This is a genomic window from Trichocoleus sp. FACHB-40, from assembly GCF_014695915.1.
Classification (GTDB): domain Bacteria; phylum Cyanobacteriota; class Cyanobacteriia; order Cyanobacteriales; family FACHB-T130; genus Funiculus; species Funiculus sociatus.
Map to the genome: position 1 here is coordinate 92250 of NZ_JACJPF010000084.1, position 21621 is coordinate 113870.

The following is a 21621-nucleotide window of genomic DNA, read 5'->3' on the forward strand; positions in this document are numbered from 1 at the left end:
TCTATTTGCCGGGTGTTTCTAAGAAGCTCTAGGACGGCGGTGAGTCACTAAAGCCTGAAGTTGACCAACTGCGTAGTCTAAAAGTAACCCAGTTAAGCCAATTACCAGCACTGCCAGAAACACGGAACTGAGGTTTAAGCGACTCCATTCATCCCAAACAAAGAAGCCGATTCCAATTCCGCCAGTGAGCATTTCTACAGCAACAATCACCAGCCAAGCAATACCTAAGCTAATCCGCAAACCAGTAAAAATGTATGGCAAACTTGCAGGCCAAATAATCTTAGTTATCCGTCGCCAGCGTGGCATTTCCAGCACTCGCGCTACATCTAGATAATCTTTGGAAACACTAGAAACGCCCAGTGCGGTGTTGATAATCGTAGGCCACAAAGAGGTGATGAAGATAACAAAAATTGCTGAGGGATCTGCCAAGTTGAAGATGGCTAAGGCGATAGGTAGCCAAGCTAGCGGCGATACGGGTTTCAAAATTTGAATTATGGGATTGAGTGCCATCATCGCTGGTTTAGACATCCCGATCAGAAAACCAATGGGAATTGCAACCAGCGCACCCAGTCCAAAACCAATTAATACCCGTCGCAAACTGGCTAGTAATAACCATCCAATTCCTAAATCTCCGGGGCCGCGTTCATAGAACGGGTTGAGAATAAAGTCCAAATTGGCAACTAAAGCCTCCGCTGGGGTGGGCATCAAATCGCTTCGCCACAAGGCTACCATCCACCACAGTAATATCAACCCCAAAAAACCAAGGGCAGGCAGTATAACTACATCCCGGACTATCACAGGTTTCGCTCGTTTCCAGGCTACCTGCCCAGCAACAGCGATCGCAGACAGATTCAGCTGCAATATCATTATGAAGCTCCTCAGAGTCACTCTTTTTGGTACACGAAACCAGAGCAGTACCAGCCGGGGACACTGACAAGTTCAGAACATTCCGAAAAATGCTGACTTTACCAGTCTCCTCTCAATGCCTACGAAGTTAGCTGACGGGCTAGGGCTGAGAGATGCCCTTCTAGACGTTGGATGAAGAATCAAAGAGTAAGGATGAATAATCTTTTTTATTCCACCTTGCGCCTTTCACCTATCACCTTGTTCCAGATATGCCCCAAAATTTGGTTCCTCCGCTCCAGCTTCCACGCCGACTTATAGGCTGCGAAACACTGGATTAGGCTGACTTACTCAAACCTTTGTCGAGTCTAACACTCCTCTGATGATTCGTCTATCTTACTCACGGCATATAATTTTTTATATTTATTCCCTCCGTATTTGTACTTAAAAGTTGACTGTCATTTATTCTCAAGTTTTGTAATTTTGAATACATCTATACATTGATGCTTAACCTATCACCTTTCTTTAGGCAGATAGTGTGGCGAAGTCCAAATACATTATGTTAAAAATAGTAGAGATAACTAAACATTATAGGAGTTATAAGGTGGCAACTATGCTTGAAACACTTTCCCCTCTGGCTTCTGAATCCTGTGAGCAAATTCTTTGCTTCTATACCAACTCTACTAGCCAAATTCAAATTGCACGCCTTACTAATATTGAAAAGTTTAATTTTGAAAAAATAGTTTTTCCGGGAGAGCGTTTATTTTTTGATGCCATGCCAGATGCTCAACTTGAAATTGAGAAAGGCATGAAAGGAAGTACAAAATTAGTTGATAAAATCAGATGCGACTTCCTGCGCGTTTATGAAAAGAGCAGTGGTTTGGAGTGAAAACAGTCAGTTAACTAACTCTAAAATTGATTATGAATTAGAGGCATAAAGCTAGGTTTTCAATGGCTAGGTAGGCACTCAAAAAGATTGGGCTTATTCAACTCTTGTACTCCTTAAGGTAAGGTAAATTTAGGAAGTGCTACGCTTAAAGACTCAAGAGCGCCTAAGCCATAATGGATTTTAGTCAACTACTCATCGATAAATCTCAAACAATTACAGATAAATGGATTGAAGCTGTTCGCAGTGATAGACAGATTCAAAGTGCCGACGATCTATCCCGCACGGCTATACAGAATCATCTTCCCGATGTTCTCAGGGCGATGGCAACCGTGCTGGCAAAATATGAGGAAAGTGATATTAATACTTTAGTAGAGGCGAGTTTGGAGCATGGCGTTCTCCGAGCAGGACAAGGCTTTGAACCAATAGAAATTGCGCGGGAGTATCGTCTACTGCGGCAGGTGACATTTTCTACTTTAGAGGAGGATCTGAAGCAGGCCTCTTCGATAGACGTAATGCGAGCGGTTCGTTTAATTGATGCTGTAGTGGATGAAGCGATCGCGCAATGTTTTAAAAGTTACATGGAGCAGCGCTTAGGAGAATTACAGCAGCTGCAAAGTCAGTTACAACTTAACAATCAGGAACTGACTCGCTTAGTGAGAGCTAATCAGGAAAGCCTCTCTCATCTAGCCCACGAACTGAAAACCCCTTTGACCTCAATTATTGGCTACTCAGAGCTGTTTTTGCGCCAACAAAGAAATAAAGATCAGGTGAACGACAACCTTCGCAATTTGGAACACATTGATAAAGTGTTATGGGGCGGGCGACAGTTACTTCGTCTGATCAACGATACTTTAGAAATTTCCCGCTATGAAGCCGGGAAGATGAAATTGCAGCCATCATCCACGAATGTGCGCTCTTTAATTAACAGCGTTATCGAGATGGTACAGCCTTTGGCAAACTCAAAACAGCTACAGCTGATCGTAGAGTGCGATTTGGCTACCGCCGATAGCTCCACTACTCTCCGAGAAGGGCTACGGCCAACACCCGCTCCCGATCAGGTTTTCACAGATCCCTTGCGATTGCAGCAGATTATCACAAATCTACTCTCGAATGCGATTCGTTACACCGAGGCGGGAAGTATCAAATTAACCTGTCAAACAGTATCGCCAGAGGAATGGGCGATAGCGATCGCGGACACCGGAATTGGCATAGAACCAGAAGACCAAATCCGCATCTTTGAACCCTACTTTCAAGCTGGTTCCAGCCAGCAATCTTACCACCCTCACAGTACAGGACTGGGACTGGCAATAGTCTCTCGCTTAGTCAAACTATTGCAAGGCAAAATGGAACTTGTTTCCGAAATCGGTATTGGCTCCACCTTCACCGTTATTTTTCCCTTAGAAGTCCAAATCTAAAATCAATTCTGATTCCCAGCCTGAGCCTGCAAAACTGCTCTAGGGAGGCGAAACCAAAAACACGAACCACCTTTAGGACGAGTTGAATAACCAATGCTACCACCCCAGCGTTCAACCGTAATGCGGCAAAAATATAGCCCTAATCCAGCCTTGCCAGATTTCTCTCGTCCTTGGGAAAATTTTTGAAATAGATTTTTAGAAATATCCTCCGGCACCCCAGGCCCTTCATCGTCCACAGTAAACAGAATAAATTCGCCGTCCTGGTTTACGTCAACCGTCACAGTAGAACCCAACGGACTGTGACGAAAAGCATTTTCCACCAAATTAAAAAGCACCCTCTCCAAACGCGAGTTTTCACCGACTACCTTCCAATCTTGAGCCAGATCAATATTTGGCTCCAATTGCAATATTCTTTGGTTTAGTGAAAAAGTCGGCAACAAAGCCTCTACAACCTCCCTTGCACACCTCACCGCATCTGGAGCTTGGGCAGAATCGACAGTAAAATCCTCAAGGGATTTTACCTCAGCAGAAAATGCCTTCAATATCTCCTGAATTAGCATCTCTTGCTTGATAGATTGCCTTTTCCCAATTTCCAGGCGATCTCTTCCTTTAGCTGTCAAATTTTCCATAGCCAGCAGTGCAAAACAGCAATTTATTCCCGTTAATTGCCCCGCCACATCGTGCAAAATGCAGTGAAGTAAAATTTCTTTTTTCTGAGTTTCTTTGAGCAAATAGTGATAAGTTAAACTATTTTGCCTAGCCTTTTGTATAAGAGACTGTTTTTCTTCATAAGCAACACTTAGTAACTCAATTAATAGTATTTTCTTATTTTCCAAACGGACTGCTGAAGCCTCAAGATGGCATTCCTGCCCGGACATATCAATTTCACTCCACAATCCCGACTTCAGACGTTGGGCGATATTATCATGCCAAAAATCCTCAGCGTCGATGAGAAAGTTTTCCAGAAAAGGAAACTTTGTCTGTAGATTTATTTTATTCTCTTCCGAAGTGACATTGGGGTAAAATTGGATGAACCATTTTGGTACATTGCCAACAACTTTAAAATAACATCCATTCAGATGTTCTAGAACTACAGTATCCAGAAGTGCAAAAAGTTCATCCGTTATAGATTTATTCATGATTTTACTAAGCAAGAATATATTTTTATTGGTTCAACTATTCCTGTCAACGACAGGGTGGTTTCTGAAAATTTTTGTTGTAACCTATCAATCTTTTGAAAAGTATTTTCATTGATAAGAATCTCCCTCGGACGCGCTTGACTTTCCAGCCTTGCGGCCAAGTTCCCTCCCCAATTAGACAACCAACCATTCTTTTCCACAAAAAGATAAGCAAGAGAACAATTTCGTATTGTCAGCTTATAAAAGTAATCAAGTATCGGATACGGAAGGTCAAGCATTTATCTCTCCATGATTTGTTGTCCAAGAGTCAGAAAAGCTTCTTCTACACCTAAACCTGTTTTTGCGCTTCCTTTAATTACTGTCCAGTTCCTTTCTGCTAGTTCATCCATTGAGGTATTGTCAATATCCCATTCGTCTTTTAAATCCCATTTGTTGAGGACAAGAATAAAAGGAACTGGCCCGATAGTATCTTCTACCCTTTTTTGGAGGTTAAAGGCTTTATCAAGGGTAGTGCGACGGGTTCCATCTACTACTACAAGATAACCGGATGAGCCGCGCAAATAAGACATTCGCACCTTTTGAAATTCGTCTTCTCCATAGAGATCCCAGAGAATGAAATTTATTTCCTGTTGTCCGACTTTTACTAATTTTTTATCAATCTTCACGCCTACGGTAGTTTGGTAAATGTCTGAGTAAATGCTGTGGACAAAACGGGCGACAAGGCTGGTTTTTCCTGTAGCGAAGGCACCCACCATGCAAACTTTTTTCTGGATCATGGTTAGTTAATCCCTCGGTTGGGGACATCGGTTATAATTACTTTGAAAGAAACGCGGCGGTTCAATGCTTGATTCGGATCTGTAGAACTGTTGGGTAAAGGTTGACTTGAACTAACGCCTATATTTTTCAGATTAATGTTTTCGATCCCTCGTGAGATCAAAATAGATGCGATCGCATTTGCGCGCCCAGAGCTGATTATTATGTTTCTCTGTTCCGAACCGCCCGCGTTCGAGTGTCCTAAAATTTCAATGCTGACAGCCTTATCCAAAACTCCTGCGGTATTTGTAATACTTTTAATTGCTTGAATCAAGTTCTGTATTTTCTGCTCCTCCCCAGGTATAAGTTGTGTAGTTCCTTCTCCAAAAAGTATCACTTGTTTTTCAATCTCTGCCTTTGCAGAGAGCAGTTTTGCTGATTCTGTATCAACCAGATTCTCTTCCTGGTATTTAGTAATTCCGGGAATAAACTGCACCATTTTTCGGGTTTCTCCAATCCATTGACGAGAAGCGAAGCCTTTAGCATAAAGAATGCCATTTTCGTCAACTTTCAGAGAGACAGTTTCAGGAGGTTTGAGCAATCGTTTGGCTCTGGCGACTACAAATTGTGAATCAAGGGATAGGTAAGGCTTCCACTTGCTGATAACTGCCTTGGGGTTGACATTTGCTTGTTTCATCAAGGCTGTTGGATCTGCTGCCAACGGATCGCGAAGCCCGGAAATATAATATTTACCCCAATGCTTCTCGGAACTACTCACAGTGATTCCCGGCTGGTCATTCAGTTTTTCTAGATAAGTTTCCCAACGTCTGTTTTCTCGGAAGGAAATAAAGCCCCAGCTTCCCAAAGCTAACAGGATAACTCCCCAAAATATCAATAAAAAAGGAGAAGTTTTTTCTTTTTTTAGTTGATAATGAGTCTGAAGACAGTCTTCAAGATAAGGTTGGCTGGCTTGAAAAGGAGAAGTTTCCCCGTCGAAAGCATAAAGTTCCTTTCTTTGCTGGCGGTGAATTTTTTCTATCGCTTCTTGGAAAACAAACTTTAATTCTTTGGGAGCGTTTCCCCGGATAATACCAGCTAATATCGCCTGCGGCCCCTGTTCAATCCAAATGGTCAGTTCTCCAAATTGCAACGTATCCAGCGACTCCCCTGTTTGCACGCTGAAGGAGTCTTGGACAAAATCTCGGATAGCTGTCAACATCGCTGAAATTAAGTCTGCATCCTGAGCCTCTACCGAATTAGCTACTACGTGTTGCAGCAATAATCCAGTTTTTTTGTGGATGAGAAAGACTTGTTCAACTCGATAGAGAAGCGTGCGGAGAAGCACAACTTCGGCGAAGGATTTGCCTGTTTGTAAAGCTTCCAATCTCCATTTAAAGCCTTGTGGGGATAGGCTGTGTTCAATGCTTTGATTAAGCGATTGGATGGTTGCTTCAAGCGTTGTCGCAATAGCCTTGCGGCTAGCTGGCCCGATTACAGGGAAAATGGCATCTGCAAGAACAGTGAGGTCTTTTCTAACAGAGGTTTGAATGGCTTCTTCTATGGTGGGAACTATTGCTTCGGATAGCTGCTTATCTTGCATTGAGCGCAGGATAATTGCTTCCGGAAGCATTTTGCTTAAATCCTCTGGTTGAATGTTGGGGTTGTTTAATCGGTCATACAGTTTGTCAAGTTCGCTTTTATCAAGACCAAGGAGCAGACTGCGGAGTTGAGCAAGCTCCTCATGCGATGCAGAATTATTATTGTTTGGAGTCTCGCTGGAGTCATTTTGGGTGTAAGAGTCAGTCATTATTCAAATCCCCCGTTTCACTATTGAGATTAATTGGCTACGTCAGGTGAGGGGGTGGGAGCCATTCAGCTATTTACTGAGATTTTAAGCCTAAAATAACCCAAGATTGAAGTGTTGTATGTGCAATCTGGCAATTTGGGGCATTTTTTATCCAGATGCTCCTGCAAGGGGTTAACACTTTTTTCGGTTTCCGCCATCTGGTTGCGGAAAATAAGGCCTCTAACTTTATCGAAGTTGCCAATCTTAGCGCTACTTATACCGGAAATCTAAAAAATCTTTTTTCGGTAGCTGGTTTGACTTCACAAGATTGCAATGAGTTTAAATTGTGGAAGTTTATAAGCAGCTATTGACAAAAACTCCAATATTGCCAGTGTAAAGGTAAATGGTATTAATACGATTTTGTGGTTGAAATTTATTAACTCTTAGGAATTACTAAGTTTACAAAAAGTTATATAAAGCATTAATGGCGATCGCCATTAATGCTTGTCTGAGAACTAGATGTAAAAGGCTACAGATGCCCTTATTTGGGTCGGTTGTTCCGCCTCCGTTTGCCTCCCACCAAGTGGGCAAAGCCTTGGGTGACACCCATGATTAAGGCGAGGATGTTAACCATTGGGTGTCTGGATTTTGAGCGATCCGTTCGTTCTATTGTGCCAGTAGAGGAGCTGGATATGCGATCGCTTCCCTGTTCTTGCTCACCTGCTGCCTTTTTTATGTCCTGAGTCCGGGGTATCCCCTGCTGGGCCCTTGCTTCTTCGGTAAGGGGTACGGCATTTTTAGCAGGGAGAATTCGGGAGCCATACTTGTTGGCGTAGACTTGGGTAAATTCGGCACCGAAAAATAGAATCTGGGCGGAATAATTCACCCACAGCAGCAGCACTACAAAGGAGCCAGCTGCGCCGTAAGTTGACCCGACGCTGCCATTGCCTAGATACAGCCCTAGTAAATACTTACCAATGGTAAACAGCAACGAGGTGATCGCGGCACCGATCCAAACGTCACCCCAGGCGATTTTCGCATCTGGCAAAATTCTAAAAATAAACGCGAACAGCACCGTTACGACACCGAAGGAAAGGAGAAAGTTTAAAACTTGCAGGAATGGCAAACCGGGCATCAAATGACCGAAATAATTGCCTACTGCTGACAACCCAGCACTCAAGATCAGCGAAACCAAGAGCAAAAAGCCAATTCCCAGTACCATCGAGAAGGACAAAAATCGGTCTTTGATAAAGCCTATGATGCCGCGTCCAGGCTTGGGCGCAACTTCCCAGATGGTGTTGAGTGAATCTTGCAGTTGACCAAAAACGCCGGAAGCACCGAACATGAGGAGACCAACGCTAATCAGGGTAGCAATTGTGCCTTGCTCTGCCTTGCGAGAATTTGCGATCATTTCTTCGACAGCTTCGGCACCCTGGCTACCGAGTAAACCTCGAAGTTGCTCTTCTATTCCACCTTGGGCAGCTTCTTGCCCAAATACCAAAGCCGCGATCGCGATCGCTATAATTACCAGTGGCGCAAGTGAGAAAACGGTGTAGTATGCTAAAGCTGCCGCCAGCCTCGACGCTTTATCTTCTTGCCATTCAGTAAACGTTTCTTTAAGCAGTCCTACTATATCTTTTGGCTTCATAACTTTTAACTTCTAGCCTGCGTTACCACTCTTCTTTGAGTTTGCAATGCTTTACCTAGAAGTCAAAAGACCCGAAAGTTAGACTTTCTCCAAAATTCCAGCTTAGATCAGCCCTCGTTTTTTCAGTTTGAAGAGTGCATCTTCAGCAGCAGCTTTCTCAGCATCTTTTTTGCTGCGACCTTTACCTTCCCCATAGGCTTTATCGCCCACAAACACTGTGGCGATAAACTCTGGGGCGTGGGGTGTTCCGCCTGCTTGTTGTGTGACATACTTAGGTGGCGTTGAGCCAAGCTCAGGGTTTGCTTGTACCCATTGCTGAAACCGATTTTTCGAGTCCACATTGGAGAGAGACGCTACAATATCCTCCGGAACGGAATCAAACAGCGGTTCTACAAAACCACGGACTTTCTCAACATCAAAATTGTTATCCAGATAATAAGCCCCGACAACGGCTTCAAAGGTGCTGCTGAGTAAATTTGGATTATAGTAACCTTTCTCACGAATGGCACCTTCACCTAACCGCATTCTGAAGTGTAAATCAATCTCGGTAGCGAACTTTGCTAGCTGCTTTTCATCTACCAGCGCGGAACGCCTACGAGTCATTTGGTCTTCTCTCATTTGTGGGTGACGACGATAGAGATATTCGCCACTTAAAAAAGTTAGTAAAGCGTCACCCAAAAATTCTAGACGTTCGTTGTTTTCGCACTCTCCAGGGTTTTCATTAGCATAAGAACGGTGAGTTAGCGCATGGAGTAAGAGTTTTTCATCTCGAAATGTTGGCAATTTCATTTTAATTTCTCCGGTTTTTGGGTAAATTAATTGCATGGAAAAATCAGTACCAGTAATTGATGGCTATTAACTAGGTAAACACGAAAAAACCGCCCGCTAGCGGTTGTCTGTATAAACCCGGTTTGGAGGGAAACCGGGTTTTTGATAAGGTGGCGATCGCTTGATTATCTAGCTTTCAGCAATCGGCTTAACTATACTAACAACATTTCCTCATTTTGCAATTTGATTTTCCCCTCTTTTTCAACAGCAGCAACAAATTTCTTGAAGCGTGTAAATTTCGTACCGTCAGGTTTACAAATAGTGGAACCCCCTTTATAGTCGGGAAAACGCTGACTGTGACTCATCAGGCTGGCAATGATGGAATATGTTGTACGCTTACCTTTGCTGAGCGCAGTTTTGATAGCTTCAATAAGGCAGTCAACAGCATCATCGTAGTTGATATAAGGCAAAACTCTATCTTCCTTACTTAAAGGTTTAACACTAACTAAGTTAGGTAACTCGTCTAAAAAGTAAAATTTATCAGCAACACTTTTTAGGACTAGCTTCACATTGCCTCTTCGAGCGACAACTATCGCCTTTTTACCCAATTTTTTCTGATTCAAAACCAACTTTTTGAAATCCCCATCTCCTGATACAAGAATAGCCACATCGGGAGGTTGGTTGCCGTGAATATCTTCAAGATAGTCAGCCATCAATTGATTATCAGCACTGTTTTTTAAAGGACAAGGAACATCAACACCAACAAAACCAAATTTTTCTAGATTTTCTTTAGCATAAGCCATGTTTATGCACTTTGAATTGTAGTAAACCTTTACACTTATCAAACGTCCTTGAAAATTGGCAAAACTTACCAGTAACTTTGCATTTTTTTCTGTGAAGGGGACGTTTTGAGAATCCCAATAAATCGAAACTAACGGTTCTTGATTGTTTGTTTTTGTTTGGGAAGGTACAATAATGCTTGTCATTTTGATACGTCCAACTACTAAGTTAATGGACATCAAAAAATCGTGCATTTAGCTTTAGCAAAAAGCTGCACAAGGGATTTAAAAAAGATAATAACAATCCCCGACTAAATTAATAGCCTAAATCAACTTTTTTGCCAGGGAAGTTTTGAGTTTGTAGTCTCAGCTACAGAATTTTTTAGTTTCCTACTAAGCGTGCAGTCAACCAGTTGACCGGACATTTAGCGATATTTTTAGCCATCCTTCCCAATGCTTGTCGGTGAGTTGACCTAACATCAGGCTGAATGTTCAGCCAATTGATTGACTAGACGCTCAGTAGGAAACTAAAAAATTCTGTAGCTGAGACAGCATTCAAAACTTCGCGCTTTTTAATGCGAGATTTTTGTACTGTCTGCGTAAAATTTAACATTGGCAAAATTGGTTGTCAAGGGTAATTGGGTTGATTTTAAGCGGAGGGCTTAGTTGAAGGCGGCAAACTTTGCGCTATGCTGAAAAATTGGACTTGCATCGCTTTAAAACTATGCCTGCATCTGTAGCTATCCCCGCCTTCCCCCTCGCTGCTGTTGTGGGGCAAGAAGCAATAAAAATGGCGCTGCTGTTGGCAGCGATTGATCCCGGACTGGGAGGGGTAGCGATCGCTGGTCGTCGCGGGACGGCTAAATCGGTTATGGCACGCGCCTTACACTCGCTCTTACCTCCAATTGAAGTTGTCAAAGGTTCCATTAGTAACTGCGATCCGAATCAGCCCAGCGAGTGGGATGACACACTTTTGGCAGAAATTGCCAGTAAGAACCCCTCCCTAACTGTGGACGGAGAGGTAACAACTGAGATAATTCCAGCCCCGTTTGTGCAAATTCCTCTAGGAATCACAGAAGACAGACTTTTAGGTTCGGTGGATGTGGAAAAGTCGGTGAAACAGGGGGAAACAGTGTTTCAGCCTGGGTTGCTGGCGGCAGCAAACCGGGGCGTTTTGTATGTTGATGAGATTAATCTGCTAGATGACCAAATTAGCAATCAACTACTCTCAGTAATATCTGAGGGTCGTAACTTGATTGAGCGAGAGGGGATTAGTTTTCAGCATCCTTGTAAGTCTTTATTTATTGCCACCTACAACCCGGAAGAAGGGCCCCTGCGAGAACATTTGCTCGATAGAATTGCGATCGCGCTTTCGGCGGATAGTGTACTAGGCTTAGATGAACGAGTGGAGGCGGTAGAACAAGCTCTCGAATACGCCAAATCTCCTCAAGAATTCTTGCAAATGTATCGCGAAGACATCGACAACCTGAAAACTCAGATTGTCTTAGCGCGAGAATGGCTCAAAGATGTTCGCATCACCCGCGAACAAATCGCTTATCTAGTTGATGAAGCAATTCGCGGCGGCGTACAGGGACATCGAGCCGAATTATTCGCCGTGCGAGTTGCCAAAGCTGCTGCTGCATTGGAAGGGCGCACAAATGTTATCGCTGATGACTTGCGTCGTGCTGTGGAATTGGTAATTGTGCCGCGTGCGACAGTTGTGCAGACACCTCCAGAGGAAACGCCGCCACCGCCACCGCCGCCACCACCACCCCAAGATGAATCTCAGCAAGAGCAGGAGGAGCAGGAGGAAGAGAAAGAAGAACCCGAAGAACCACAAGAGGAAGAGGCGAGTGTTCCCGAAGAATTCGTCTTCGATCCTGAAGGTGTAATTCTCGACCCCACTGTGCTTTACTTTGCTCAGATGGCGCAACGTCGCGGTAAGTCGGGAAGTCGCAGTTTGATCATCTCAGAAGATCGAGGGCGCTACGTTAAGCCGATGTTGCCCAAAGGAAAGGTGCGCCGAATTGCTGTTGATGCCACCCTCAGAGCAGCTGCACCATACCAAAAGGCAAGACGGGAAAGGAGCCGGAGCAATCCCCAGTCCCCAGTTCTCCAAAAACAGGTATTTGTCGAACAAGCAGATATTCGCTCGAAACGCTTGGTACGCAAAGCGGGAGCCTTGGTGGTTTTTGTCGTTGATGCTTCTGGTTCAATGGCGCTGAACCGGATGCAGTCAGCTAAGGGTGCGGTGATGCGCCTGCTGACGGAAGCTTATCAGAATCGCGACCAAGTGTCGCTGATTCCTTTCCGGGGAGAACAGGCAGAAGTGCTGTTACCGCCGACTCGTTCTATCGCTTCTGCAAAGCGGCGTTTGGAGAGAATGCCTTGCGGCGGCGGTTCGCCTCTGGCGCATGGTTTGACTCAGGCGGTGCGAGTCGGGATGAATGCTCAGATGTCTGGGGATATTGGTCAGGTGGTAATTGTAGCGATTACCGATGGGCGCGGGAATATTCCTTTAGCTCGTTCTTTGGGCGAACCACTTGAAGCTGGCGAAAAGCCAGATATTAAAGGGGAACTTTTGGAAATTGCTGCCCGAATTCGAGGTTTGAGGATTCAACTGTTAGTAATTGACACGGAAAATAAATTTATTTCCACTGGTTTCGCCAAGGAATTAGCTAAGTCGGCGGGAGGGAAATATTATCATTTACCCAAGGCGACGGATGCGGCGATCGCTGGAGTTACGAGGGGCGCGATCGCAGATATGAAATCGCGGTAAAAACCTCATCCCCTAGCCCCTCTCCACGAAGAGTGGGGAGGCGTTCGGGATGGGGTTCCGGGAAATTGTGGATAATTAACAGGATTTAATATTCCCTATCCCCAATTCCCAATCTGAATAACCCCCCACTGCCCATTTGTCAACCACTGCGGATCTTGACGCGATACTGATTCTAATTGACTTGGTTGTAGCCCCGCCACTATTTCTGATTTCAGAGTGCGTAAAGCAGCAAAGGAGGCGGGGAAGTAACAGGTGATATCTGCAAAAGAGGTGGTAAAATCCCATTGGCGATCGCCTAAACAGCGGCGGTAGTTAGCATCTCCTTTGACGAAAATTAAACTTGATTGCGCTAAGTCTTTTTGCAATGATTCTGGCATTTCCCAGAAGACTAAAGGGGATGTCCAAAATAAATCGTCCACAAGACATAAACGATTAGAATTGATGTAATCTTGCAGGCGAAAGCTTAAGTGTCGCACTTCCCTATTCTCATCAGTAGCGAGAATTTTTAGAGTGCTACGGACATCTTTAATTGTCGCATCAGAAACAAAAGTAGGGTAAGGCTTGAGGTGCAGGTAAACAATCTGTGCAGCATTTGTATCTAACAGATAGTCTGCTAAGCACAAATCGCTGACAAGTTCCAAACCAGCATTGTCCACGATAAAGTCAATCCGTACTTTATCAAATTTAGCAATTTTATCCGAGATTACTGATGTATCATTTACTAAAACGTGTGTTTGTTCGGGGTGATTTTCCAGACTATTATAGTTAGAATCAACCGCATCCACAGGCCAAAGACTGAGATCGGCTCGATTTCCCCACAGTACAAAATAGAGCAGTGCGATTAAACTTGTTGTGTCTTTTTCACTATTGTTAATTTTAGCGCTGATTGCTTTTATAGAATCATTCGCAGTTTCCAAACCTCTATATTTTTGCACTGCATACGGATCTATACTCTGGGAAGAGCCTGGTAAGAAGTAATGCGTTGCTTCAAGGATACGACGAAAAAAGTATGCTTCCGCAAAAAACCAGGAAATATCTAGCCATCGCTTCCCGACAAAAGGTTCTAAATATGTATTCCACGATGTTAAATCTGGTGAGTTGTCATCTTGAAGCGATCGCACACTCCCATCAGGTAATTCCTGAATCAGCGTTTCCAGATTATTGACAATTTTTGGGGTAAAGTCATTTTCAGCAATTACCCGCCGCGCGATCGCTGGTAGCCGCGAGGTAAGCGTATAGTGAGCAAAGGAGCCGGACTCCGACATCATTAGTGGTGGTGGAAGCGGTAGTTTAGGCTCTTGAAATGGCTTTTGCATTATGCGATCGCGTTCGAGTGTTAGTTATCGCCAATCATTTTACTCAAATTGTCGTCGGCGATCGGTTCGGGTAAATACCGAATGCGATCGCTTTCCCATTTTGTCCTAATTATATTCTTAAATAACTTGCCGTCGGACTCATAAGCAAGAGGATTAACTGTTGATTTTGTAAGTCCAATTCAATTCCCAAAGCCTCCAGTGGAATCACTTCCAACAAAGCTAACTGCATAATAATATACCAGTACCTTTGCATCTAGCCTAGCAGTCCACTTCTCAAAAGATGCGATCGCCTCTCTTCCTCTGCTTTCTCTGCGCCTAAAGTGGTTCGTTTCCTTAAAAGACTGTTACCGAGTACGATTGAATGGGAGTATATTGTGCAAACAAACACCCATGAGCTTAACAGAACAAATATTATCTCAACTACCCGGAAATCCTCTGGACGGACTACGTAAAGCTGATAGTTTCTGGCAAGCAATCAAAGAAGATACACTACCAATTCCAATGGTAGTAAAAGAAAGCCAAGATCCTCTCACAACTGTAGACTGGGATGTGGTAATTTGCGGCGGCACCTTGGGAATTTTAATTGGTACAGCCTTAGCAAAATTAGGTTGGCGAGTTGCCTTAATTGAAAGAGGAATATTGCGGGGTAGAGAGCAAGAATGGAATATTTCGCGCCAAGAATTAGAAGTATTTTTGGAATTGAGTCTGCTTTCAGAGGCAGAATTAGAGAAAGCGATCGCTACCCAATATAATCCCGCCCGCGTCAGCTTCATGGGTGGTTCTGAAGTTTGGGTGCGCAACGTTTTAAACATCGGCATTGACCCCGTTTTTCTCCTAGACACTCTCAAATCGAAATTTCTTACTGCTGGTGGTAAACTTTTTGAAAACGCCCCATTCTCAGGAGCAGTTGTTCATCCAAATGGCGTTATAGTAGAGGCTGCTGGTGGCTTAAGAACGCGCTTACTACTAGATGCAATGGGTAATTTTTCACCCATTGTCCAGCAAGTAAGACAAGGAGAAAAACCGGATGGTGTTTGCTTAGTTGTAGGTAGCTGCGCTAAAGGATATCCCCAGAATGAAACAGGCGATCTGATCGCATCTTTCACCCCAATTCAGAACCAATGCCAGTATTTTTGGGAAGCCTTTCCAGCACGAGACGGCAGAACTACGTATTTATTTACCTATCTGGATGCTGACAACAGCCGCCCCAGTTTAGAATTTTTCTTTGAAGAATACCTGCGTTTGTTGCCACAATATCAAGGCGTAGAACTTTCCCAACTGCAATTTGAAAGAGTTCTGTTTGGCTTCTTTCCCTCCTATCGCAAAAACCCAATTAGAATGCCTTGGAATCGCATTTTGCCAGTGGGAGATAGCAGTGGAAACCAATCTCCCGTAAGCTTTGGTGGGTTTGGGGCGATGGTGCGACACCTGAAACGGTTAACAGAAGGCATTCACGAAGTTTTACAAGCAGATGCACTTTCGCAGAATGCTTTGGCACTTTTGCAACCTTATCAGCCAAACATTGCCGTAACGTGGCTGTTTCAGCGAACGATGGGCGTAGGTGTCCATCAAAAAGTCGATCCAAATCAAATAAATCAGCTGCTTTCGGGAGTGTTTCAGGCGATGGAACAATTAGGGGACGACGTTTTACGCCCATTTTTGCAAGATGTCGTCCAGTTTCCCGCCTTGACCAAAACGCTAATTAAAACCTTATTCACCAAGCCGGGAATAGTGGTTCAAATCATTCCCCAGGTGGGCTTGGTGATGCTGCTAGATTGGATGGTTCACTACATTAACCTGGGAGCCTATACCGCCTTAGGTCGGCTGGGAACAGCCTTAGAACCGTTGCTGAAGAAGTTGCCGCCCCTCGGCAGATATTACTGCGATCGCTACTGCCAAGCTTGGCAGTACGGTTCCGGAAGCGACTACAGAAAATAGTTGTCATCACCGGAATCAGCCTATTTGCTGCTGTTGAATATATTGTTGCCGCCTCTTGTCTATCGGTTATAACAGGGCTAGGGAAAATTATGAGCTTAAGGGATAAGAACATGATTCAGCGAAAATTCCAGGCAACACAATATTTTGGTGTGTTAATGCAGTTGTTGCGCGATCGCTCCAGTTTTATGGAAGAAATTCGCCAAGGCGTAAGACTTCCCAGCAAAATCATCTCCCTCCTCGTTTGCAGCTCCATATTTTTTGCCTTCTACGGCGCGATCATTGGTTCATCCCATAGCGTTTTACAAGCCTTATCCTCAGCTTTGAAACTCCCATGCCTTTACTTGATGACGCTGATACTTTGTTTGCCGACACTGTACTTTTTTAGTATTATTTTCGGTTCGAGCAAAAGTATTGGACAGTATTTTGCCATACTGATGACCTGTGTAGCGGTAATTAGCGTTCTTTTATTTAGTTTGGCACCAGTCACGCTATTTTTTATGATTACCGCCTACAACTACCAATTTTTTAAATTATTAAATGTTTTCATGTTTGCCGTTACCGGATTTATTGGCATTGCTTTCCTGTATCAAGGTATGCAGTCTATGTCTGAACCAGATAAAGAAGGGCAAGATACCCGGACAAACATTTTGAAATTTTGGTTGGTACTTTATGCCTTAGTTGGCTGCCAACTGGGTTGGACGCTTAGACCATTTTTTGGTTCTGCTGGAGAGTTTGAAGTATTTCGAGGAATGCAAGGAAACTTTTATCTAGATATTGTGAAAGCAATTGGAGAAATTCTGGGATTCAATTATTAAGTTTTTACAGTTAGTAGTTTTATAGCAATTTAAGGGTTAGGTGCGATACATTTCTACGGACATGGCATTGCCATGTCCGTACTAAGGTGGCGGGAAAGTCAGAACCGTAATACAATATTTCACTCAACTGAGAAACGCTATATTCTTCCAGGCTGAGCCTGGGAACGAGAAATTAATTTATTGTAGATGCTAATGGGAATATTCGCAGATTGCTGAGGGGAGGACACGCGACCCCTCAGCAAACCAGCCTATACCAGATGTTTAGTTTAATTATGTCTACCTACTTATCAACTGATCAAGAGATTTATCAGTTTTTGAGTGGTGAGAAACCCTCTTTGCTACCTAAAGTACAAGAACATCCGACTGGGATTCGTCTCTAGAGACACGTATCAAGCTCACATTGCTATATATTTACCTTGGGGTATCAGAAGCGGGTGCGATAAGGGACGGTTTATTATCAGCTACCAGAACAGTAGTTGTTAATCCTATTCACCAAATCTTTTTCTGGATTATAGGATTTTTGCAAGTTTTTAAACCCGACATCAACTGCGGTAAAATCTCTTTTTTTAAGAGCAGCAACATAGTCGCGGGTGGATTTACTACTATCTCGATACATCTTGGTAAAATCAGCTTTAAACTTTTTTAGCTGCTCGTCGTTGACTTTGACAGCTTCCATTCCTTGAGCCGCTTTGTTCCAGATATCCGCTGTTTTGAGTAGAGCTTCCGAAGAGCTATTTCTACCACCATCGGTGACGGTTTTTATTTCATTAACCGTCCCATTGGTGATCTGGAAGATTTTTTGACACTGGGTAATTTTGTTGCCGCTACAACTAACACTCAAAAGACTAACGACAGCAGTTATAGGAAGTATGACAGCATACCTGCGAAGAAAGTGCATGAAAACTCTCCATTTGGAGTATATTGGTACTTCCACTTTTTTCCCGTTGCCCCAGTGCCAATCGGGACGCAGTAACGAAGTTGACCGATTTTATGGTTCGGTATGGTCTTCGGATGCAACGATTGCATCGACAAGGCGTTGTAAAGCTACTGTAAGCTGCGTTAGCCGCATTAGAGAATCATCCTGAGTTTCTGCTAGAGTTTGCACTGCGTCACTCAAGGCAAAGATTTGATAGTGCTGTTGTTGCACTTGATGCCCTTGTTCTTGTACTTGAATTGTCAGAGCATCCACCCGGTCAGTAAGACGGTCAATTGTCTCGGTTGTGGCAAGTACCGCTTCCGCGATTTGTTCAACAATCGATTCTAACCGCCTTAATCTGACTTCTACTCCAGAATTATCCATGTCGCTGCTGATGCCATTGCCAAGCGTCAGCAATGATTTTACTCAAGTCTGCGTATTGAGGACACCAACCGAGAATTCTTTTGGCTTTGTCGCTGCTGCCAACTAAAGTAGGAGCGTCTCCGGGACGGCGCTCGCATTCTATCGCTTTGATCTCGCGTCCAGTTACAGTTTGGGCTGTGTTAATCACTTCTCTGACTGAGAAGCCGTTGCCGTTGCCTAAGTTAAACACATCGCTTTTTCCCCCTTCCAGCAGATACTTTAAGCCTAAAACGTGGGCATCTGCTAGATCGCTGACGTGGATGTAGTCTCGAAGACAAGTTCCATCGGGTGTATCGTAATCGGTGCCTAAAATTGAGATCGATTCCCGTTTCCCTAAAGCTGTCTGTAACACGAGAGGGATCAGGTGAGTTTCCGGGTTATGATCTTCACCTAGTAACCCGTCGGGGTTAGCACCGCTGGCATTGAAGTAGCGAAAAGCGACTGATTTTAAGCCGTAGGCGAAATCAAAATCTGCGAGAATTTTCTCAACCATCCACTTACTCGTCGCATAGGGGCTGAGAGGATTTTGGGGATGATGTTCGGTCATCGGCACTTCCTGCGGCATTCCGTAGATGGCGCAAGTTGAAGAAAAGACAAACTTGTTGATGTTTGCCGCCACCATTGCTTCTAGCAGGGTGAGTGTGCCGTTGACGTTGTTGCGGTAGTATATGGCTGGGTTGGTTACAGACTCTCCCACGGCAATATAGGCGGCGAAGTGCATGACTGCGGCAATGTTGCGAGTGGCGAACAGGTTGTCGAGGAGAGCGCGATCGCTTGTATCTCCAACCACTAGCTCTACCTTGAGTACATTTTCCACCAGTTCCCGATGTCCGTACACCAGGTTATCCAGCACTACCACCTCATAGCCTGCATTTAACAGAGCTAGCACGGCATGGGTTCCGATATATCCAGCTCCACCAGTTACTAAAATCGTTTGTTTGGCTTGCGACACGTTCAATACCTTCTCACAATTTAGAATGGCTTGCTTTTAAAGAATAACCAGCTGTGTGCAGCAAGTCACATTCTCAGTAATTTTATCCGTTGTTTTCTTCCCTGGCAGTAGCTCCGGACGTATTCCCTGCAACACCAAAGGAAGGATGCTCCCGGAGGCGATCGCCTCTTATTATTGACAATTGTACAAAATACCAGAGTTTCCCTACCATCAGCTATGGAGTTAATTGCTTCTGATTATTGAGTTTGGCTGGCTTAGGGAGAAATTCTGGAGGATTTTGGCAGCGTGGCAATTGTAAAACCCGGCGTTCTTCTTGTGCGAGACTGTCTGCGGCTCCCTTATCTAACTGGAAATTGTTGCTAGGATTCGGCGATCGCCATGTCAGCGGATTCGGATTCGGCGATGGCGCACTCTTGATGCTTAGTAACTGCACCACCGCCACCACTTTCAGAAGTAGTAATGCTAAAGTTGGTAAAATTCAAAGCTATGAAAGCATTAGGAACTCGAAAATAGCCCTCAGCAGTAATATCGAAATTACCACCCTTACCACTACCTATACTCTGAGCATCAATAAGTTTTGTTTCGTAATATATCCAATTGGCCTAGTTTGGGAAACTAATAGTTCTCAAGCTAGATATTTTTGAGAAATTTTTCAGCCCAACGCTGAAATTTTAGGGCAAAGATGACCCAAAGACCCTTCTTTCCAGTTCTCATCAATCTTGCTCCTGCATTCTGTTTCTTCAAGAGACTCGTCAGATAGTTTCCGCAATATTAAAGCGATCGCTTCCAGGGTAGATTCCCACAAACGGCTCTTTCTAAGGCACTGTTTTAACGTTATTACCCAGAACACCGGAACTTATCCCATCTGTCAGCTTACCTAAAAGTTAGGGACAAACAAATCTTGGGAGCCGCTGCAACGCTATCAATACTATCCCCAATTGTTGGGCAGGTTGGGAAAGTCTTAGTTTATTAAAGCTGAGTTTCAGTCACTTTATCAAGGTACGAATTTACAGATAGATGCGGGTTTGACAGGGCAAGTTTTATCAGTGAGTGTTTGATTGTTATAAACAGAGAGGTAAGCCAGGTTAGTGAGTTTTGATAAGGGTTTAAGGTCGGTTATTTGATTGTTATAAGCAAAGAGGTCAGTCAGCTTGGTGAGTGTTGACAAGGGTTTAAGGTCGGTTATTTGATTGTTATGGATGGAGAGGCTGGTCATCTGGGTGAGTGCTGACAAGGGTTTAAGGTCGGCTATTTGATTGTTACCGAGAGAGAGGTAAGTCAGCTTGGTAAGTGCTGACAAAGGTTTGAGGTCGGCTATTTGATTCTTATGGACGGCAAGAAAAGTCAGGTTGGTGAGTGTTGACAAGGGTTTAAGGTCGGCCATTTGATTGTTACCGAGAGAGAGGTAAGTCAGCTTGGTGAGTGTTGACAAAGAATTAAAGTCAGCTATTTGATTGCTGTTAAGAAAGAGGGAACTCAGGTTGGTTAGTGATAACAAGGGTTTAAGGTCAGCTATTTGATTGTTATGGAGGTCGAGTGCAGCCAGCTTGGTCAGTGATGACAAGGGTTTAAGGTCGGCTATTTGATTGTTGTTGAGCCTGAGTTCAGTCAGGCTTGTGAGTGATGACAAGGGTTTAAGGTCGGCTATTTGATTGTTGTGGACGGCGAGGAAAGTCAGGTTGGTGAGTGTTGACAAAGGCTTGAGGTCGGCTATTTGATTGTTACTGACGTTGAGTCCAGTCAGGTTGGTCAGAGATGACAAGGGTTTAAGGTCGGCTATTTGATTGTTGTAGAGGTAAAGGCCTGTCAGGTTGGTTAGCGATGACAAGGGTTTAAGATCAGTTATTTGATTGTTATTGACGGATAGTTCTGTCAGGTTGGTCAGCGATGACAAGGGTTTAAGGTCGGCTATTTGATTATTACCGAGGTCGAGTCGAGTCAGGTTGGTCAGCGATGACAAGGGTTTAAGATCAGTTATTTGATTGTCCCTGAGGTAGAGTCCAGTCAGGTTGGTGAGTGTTGATAAAGGTCTAAGGTCGGTTATTCGCTTGTCGTAGATACCCAGCTGAGTGAGAGTCGAAAGAAACTTGTCAACCTGATTACAATCTTGAGTTTTAGCCGCTTGCAACAGCACATCAACAGTGTATTTTGTCTCCTCGCTCAAATTGGCTTTATTTAAACACCAATCAGCAAAGGTTCTAAGGGTAGTTGTCTTCTGAAGGGCGATAGCTTCGGCAGAAAAAGATAAAACGAACAGGAAAAGTGCTAGAGTACGCAGAGGCCGAATGCCTGGTATAGTCCTAGACAAATTCTTGTTTAGTCTCAGATGCTTTTCGATATTCATACACCGTAAGGATTCAGGTAGAGGGGTATTGACAAAGGGGACATAAAGGATAGAATATCGCTTCCATGAACAACAACCTGCCACGAGAACAAGATAGAGAAAGGCTAAACCAGTTACT

At 44.0% G+C, this 21621-nt stretch carries 19 protein-coding genes, 1 pseudogene and 1 riboswitch; of the genes and pseudogenes, 5 read left to right on the top strand and 15 right to left on the bottom strand.

From position 1 onward, the window contains the following. Positions 1 to 18: 18 nt before the first annotated feature. Positions 19 to 867 carry a nitrate ABC transporter permease gene (gene ntrB, locus H6F63_RS19350; RefSeq protein WP_190639116.1) on the bottom strand — a complete coding sequence of 283 codons (849 nt, stop codon included), beginning with the start codon at positions 865 to 867 and terminating at the stop codon, positions 19 to 21. A gap of 101 nt (positions 868 to 968) precedes the next feature. Next, positions 969 to 1197: riboswitch (cyclic di-AMP (ydaO/yuaA leader) on the bottom strand. Between the two features lie 259 nt (positions 1198 to 1456). Between ntrB and H6F63_RS19355 the strand changes: the two genes are divergently transcribed. Further along, complete coding sequence (locus tag H6F63_RS19355; protein ID WP_190639140.1) at positions 1457 to 1732, top strand: DUF1830 domain-containing protein; 276 nt, start codon at positions 1457 to 1459, stop codon at positions 1730 to 1732. A gap of 173 nt (positions 1733 to 1905) precedes the next feature. After that, positions 1906 to 3147, top strand: a complete 1242-nt coding sequence (locus H6F63_RS19360; RefSeq protein WP_190639117.1) for a sensor histidine kinase — start codon at positions 1906 to 1908, stop codon at positions 3145 to 3147. A gap of 2 nt (positions 3148 to 3149) precedes the next feature. Here the strand turns inward: H6F63_RS19360 and H6F63_RS19365 are convergent, their stop codons facing one another. The 7 genes from H6F63_RS19365 to H6F63_RS19395 all read right to left on the bottom strand — a co-directional run bounded on the left by H6F63_RS19365 (position 3150) and on the right by H6F63_RS19395 (position 10275). After that, positions 3150 to 4286: a sensor histidine kinase gene (locus tag H6F63_RS19365; RefSeq protein ID WP_190639118.1), complete on the bottom strand. Its 1137-nt coding sequence runs from the start codon at positions 4284 to 4286 to the stop codon at positions 3150 to 3152. After that, positions 4283 to 4564: a hypothetical protein gene (locus H6F63_RS19370; RefSeq protein WP_190639119.1), complete on the bottom strand. Its 282-nt coding sequence runs from the start codon at positions 4562 to 4564 to the stop codon at positions 4283 to 4285. The genes H6F63_RS19365 and H6F63_RS19370 overlap by 4 nt, the downstream gene beginning before the upstream one ends. Beyond that, complete coding sequence (locus H6F63_RS19375) at positions 4565 to 5062, bottom strand: Rab family GTPase (RefSeq protein ID WP_190639120.1); 498 nt, start codon at positions 5060 to 5062, stop codon at positions 4565 to 4567. A 2-nt stretch (positions 5063 to 5064) separates the two neighbouring features. Continuing rightward, on the bottom strand, positions 5065 to 6846 hold the full coding sequence (locus H6F63_RS19380; RefSeq protein WP_190639121.1) for an OmpA family protein: 1782 nt from the start codon (positions 6844 to 6846) through the stop codon (positions 5065 to 5067). Positions 6847 to 7366: 520 nt separating this feature from the next. Beyond that, positions 7367 to 8473, bottom strand: a complete 1107-nt coding sequence (locus tag H6F63_RS19385; RefSeq protein ID WP_190639122.1) for a YihY/virulence factor BrkB family protein — start codon at positions 8471 to 8473, stop codon at positions 7367 to 7369. 102 nt (positions 8474 to 8575) lie between these two features. Further along, entirely contained in the window at positions 8576 to 9262 is a 687-nt protein-coding gene (gene rnc, locus H6F63_RS19390; RefSeq protein ID WP_242019933.1) for a ribonuclease III, read from the bottom strand. Between the two features lie 191 nt (positions 9263 to 9453). Then, the gene (locus H6F63_RS19395; RefSeq protein WP_199298152.1) at positions 9454 to 10275 is read right to left on the bottom strand and encodes an NYN domain-containing protein; all 822 of its coding nucleotides are present in this window, start codon (positions 10273 to 10275) and stop codon (positions 9454 to 9456) included. A gap of 469 nt (positions 10276 to 10744) precedes the next feature. On the opposite strand from H6F63_RS19395, the gene bchD reads away from it, so the two are divergent. Further along, the gene (bchD, locus tag H6F63_RS19400) at positions 10745 to 12799 is read left to right on the top strand and encodes a magnesium chelatase ATPase subunit D (RefSeq protein ID WP_190639124.1); all 2055 of its coding nucleotides are present in this window, start codon (positions 10745 to 10747) and stop codon (positions 12797 to 12799) included. A gap of 95 nt (positions 12800 to 12894) precedes the next feature. Here the strand turns inward: bchD and H6F63_RS19405 are convergent, their stop codons facing one another. Both H6F63_RS19405 and H6F63_RS31085 read right to left on the bottom strand, forming a co-directional pair. Further along, a complete protein-coding gene (locus H6F63_RS19405) occupies positions 12895 to 14115 on the bottom strand; it encodes a damage-control phosphatase ARMT1 family protein (protein ID WP_190639125.1) in 1221 nt (406 codons plus the stop codon). A 109-nt stretch (positions 14116 to 14224) separates the two neighbouring features. Next, positions 14225 to 14332, bottom strand: a pseudogene (locus H6F63_RS31085) (aspartyl protease); the annotation flags it as partial. Between the two features lie 173 nt (positions 14333 to 14505). On the opposite strand from H6F63_RS31085, the gene H6F63_RS19410 reads away from it, so the two are divergent. Continuing rightward, positions 14506 to 16053 carry an FAD-dependent oxidoreductase gene (locus H6F63_RS19410; protein WP_190639126.1) on the top strand — a complete coding sequence of 516 codons (1548 nt, stop codon included), beginning with the start codon at positions 14506 to 14508 and terminating at the stop codon, positions 16051 to 16053. Between the two features lie 110 nt (positions 16054 to 16163). After that, positions 16164 to 16868 (top strand): actin-binding WH2 domain-containing protein, encoded by a 705-nt coding sequence (locus tag H6F63_RS19415; protein WP_190443886.1) that lies wholly within the window; start codon positions 16164 to 16166, stop codon positions 16866 to 16868. Positions 16869 to 17325: 457 nt separating this feature from the next. Here the strand turns inward: H6F63_RS19415 and H6F63_RS19420 are convergent, their stop codons facing one another. The 5 genes from H6F63_RS19420 to H6F63_RS19440 all read right to left on the bottom strand — a co-directional run. Beyond that, entirely contained in the window at positions 17326 to 17766 is a 441-nt protein-coding gene (locus H6F63_RS19420) for a hypothetical protein (protein ID WP_190639127.1), read from the bottom strand. Between the two features lie 90 nt (positions 17767 to 17856). After that, positions 17857 to 18168: a hypothetical protein gene (locus H6F63_RS19425; protein WP_190422387.1), complete on the bottom strand. Its 312-nt coding sequence runs from the start codon at positions 18166 to 18168 to the stop codon at positions 17857 to 17859. Next, positions 18161 to 19159 carry a UDP-glucose 4-epimerase GalE gene (gene galE / locus H6F63_RS19430; RefSeq protein ID WP_190639128.1) on the bottom strand — a complete coding sequence of 333 codons (999 nt, stop codon included), beginning with the start codon at positions 19157 to 19159 and terminating at the stop codon, positions 18161 to 18163. Before galE ends, H6F63_RS19425 begins: the two co-directional genes overlap by 8 nt. Positions 19160 to 19373: 214 nt before the next feature. Next, the gene (locus tag H6F63_RS19435; protein ID WP_190639129.1) at positions 19374 to 19592 is read right to left on the bottom strand and encodes a hypothetical protein; all 219 of its coding nucleotides are present in this window, start codon (positions 19590 to 19592) and stop codon (positions 19374 to 19376) included. A 561-nt stretch (positions 19593 to 20153) separates the two neighbouring features. Then, a partial coding sequence (locus H6F63_RS19440) for a leucine-rich repeat domain-containing protein (RefSeq protein WP_206755842.1) occupies positions 20154 to 21621 on the bottom strand: 1468 nt, incomplete at its 5' end.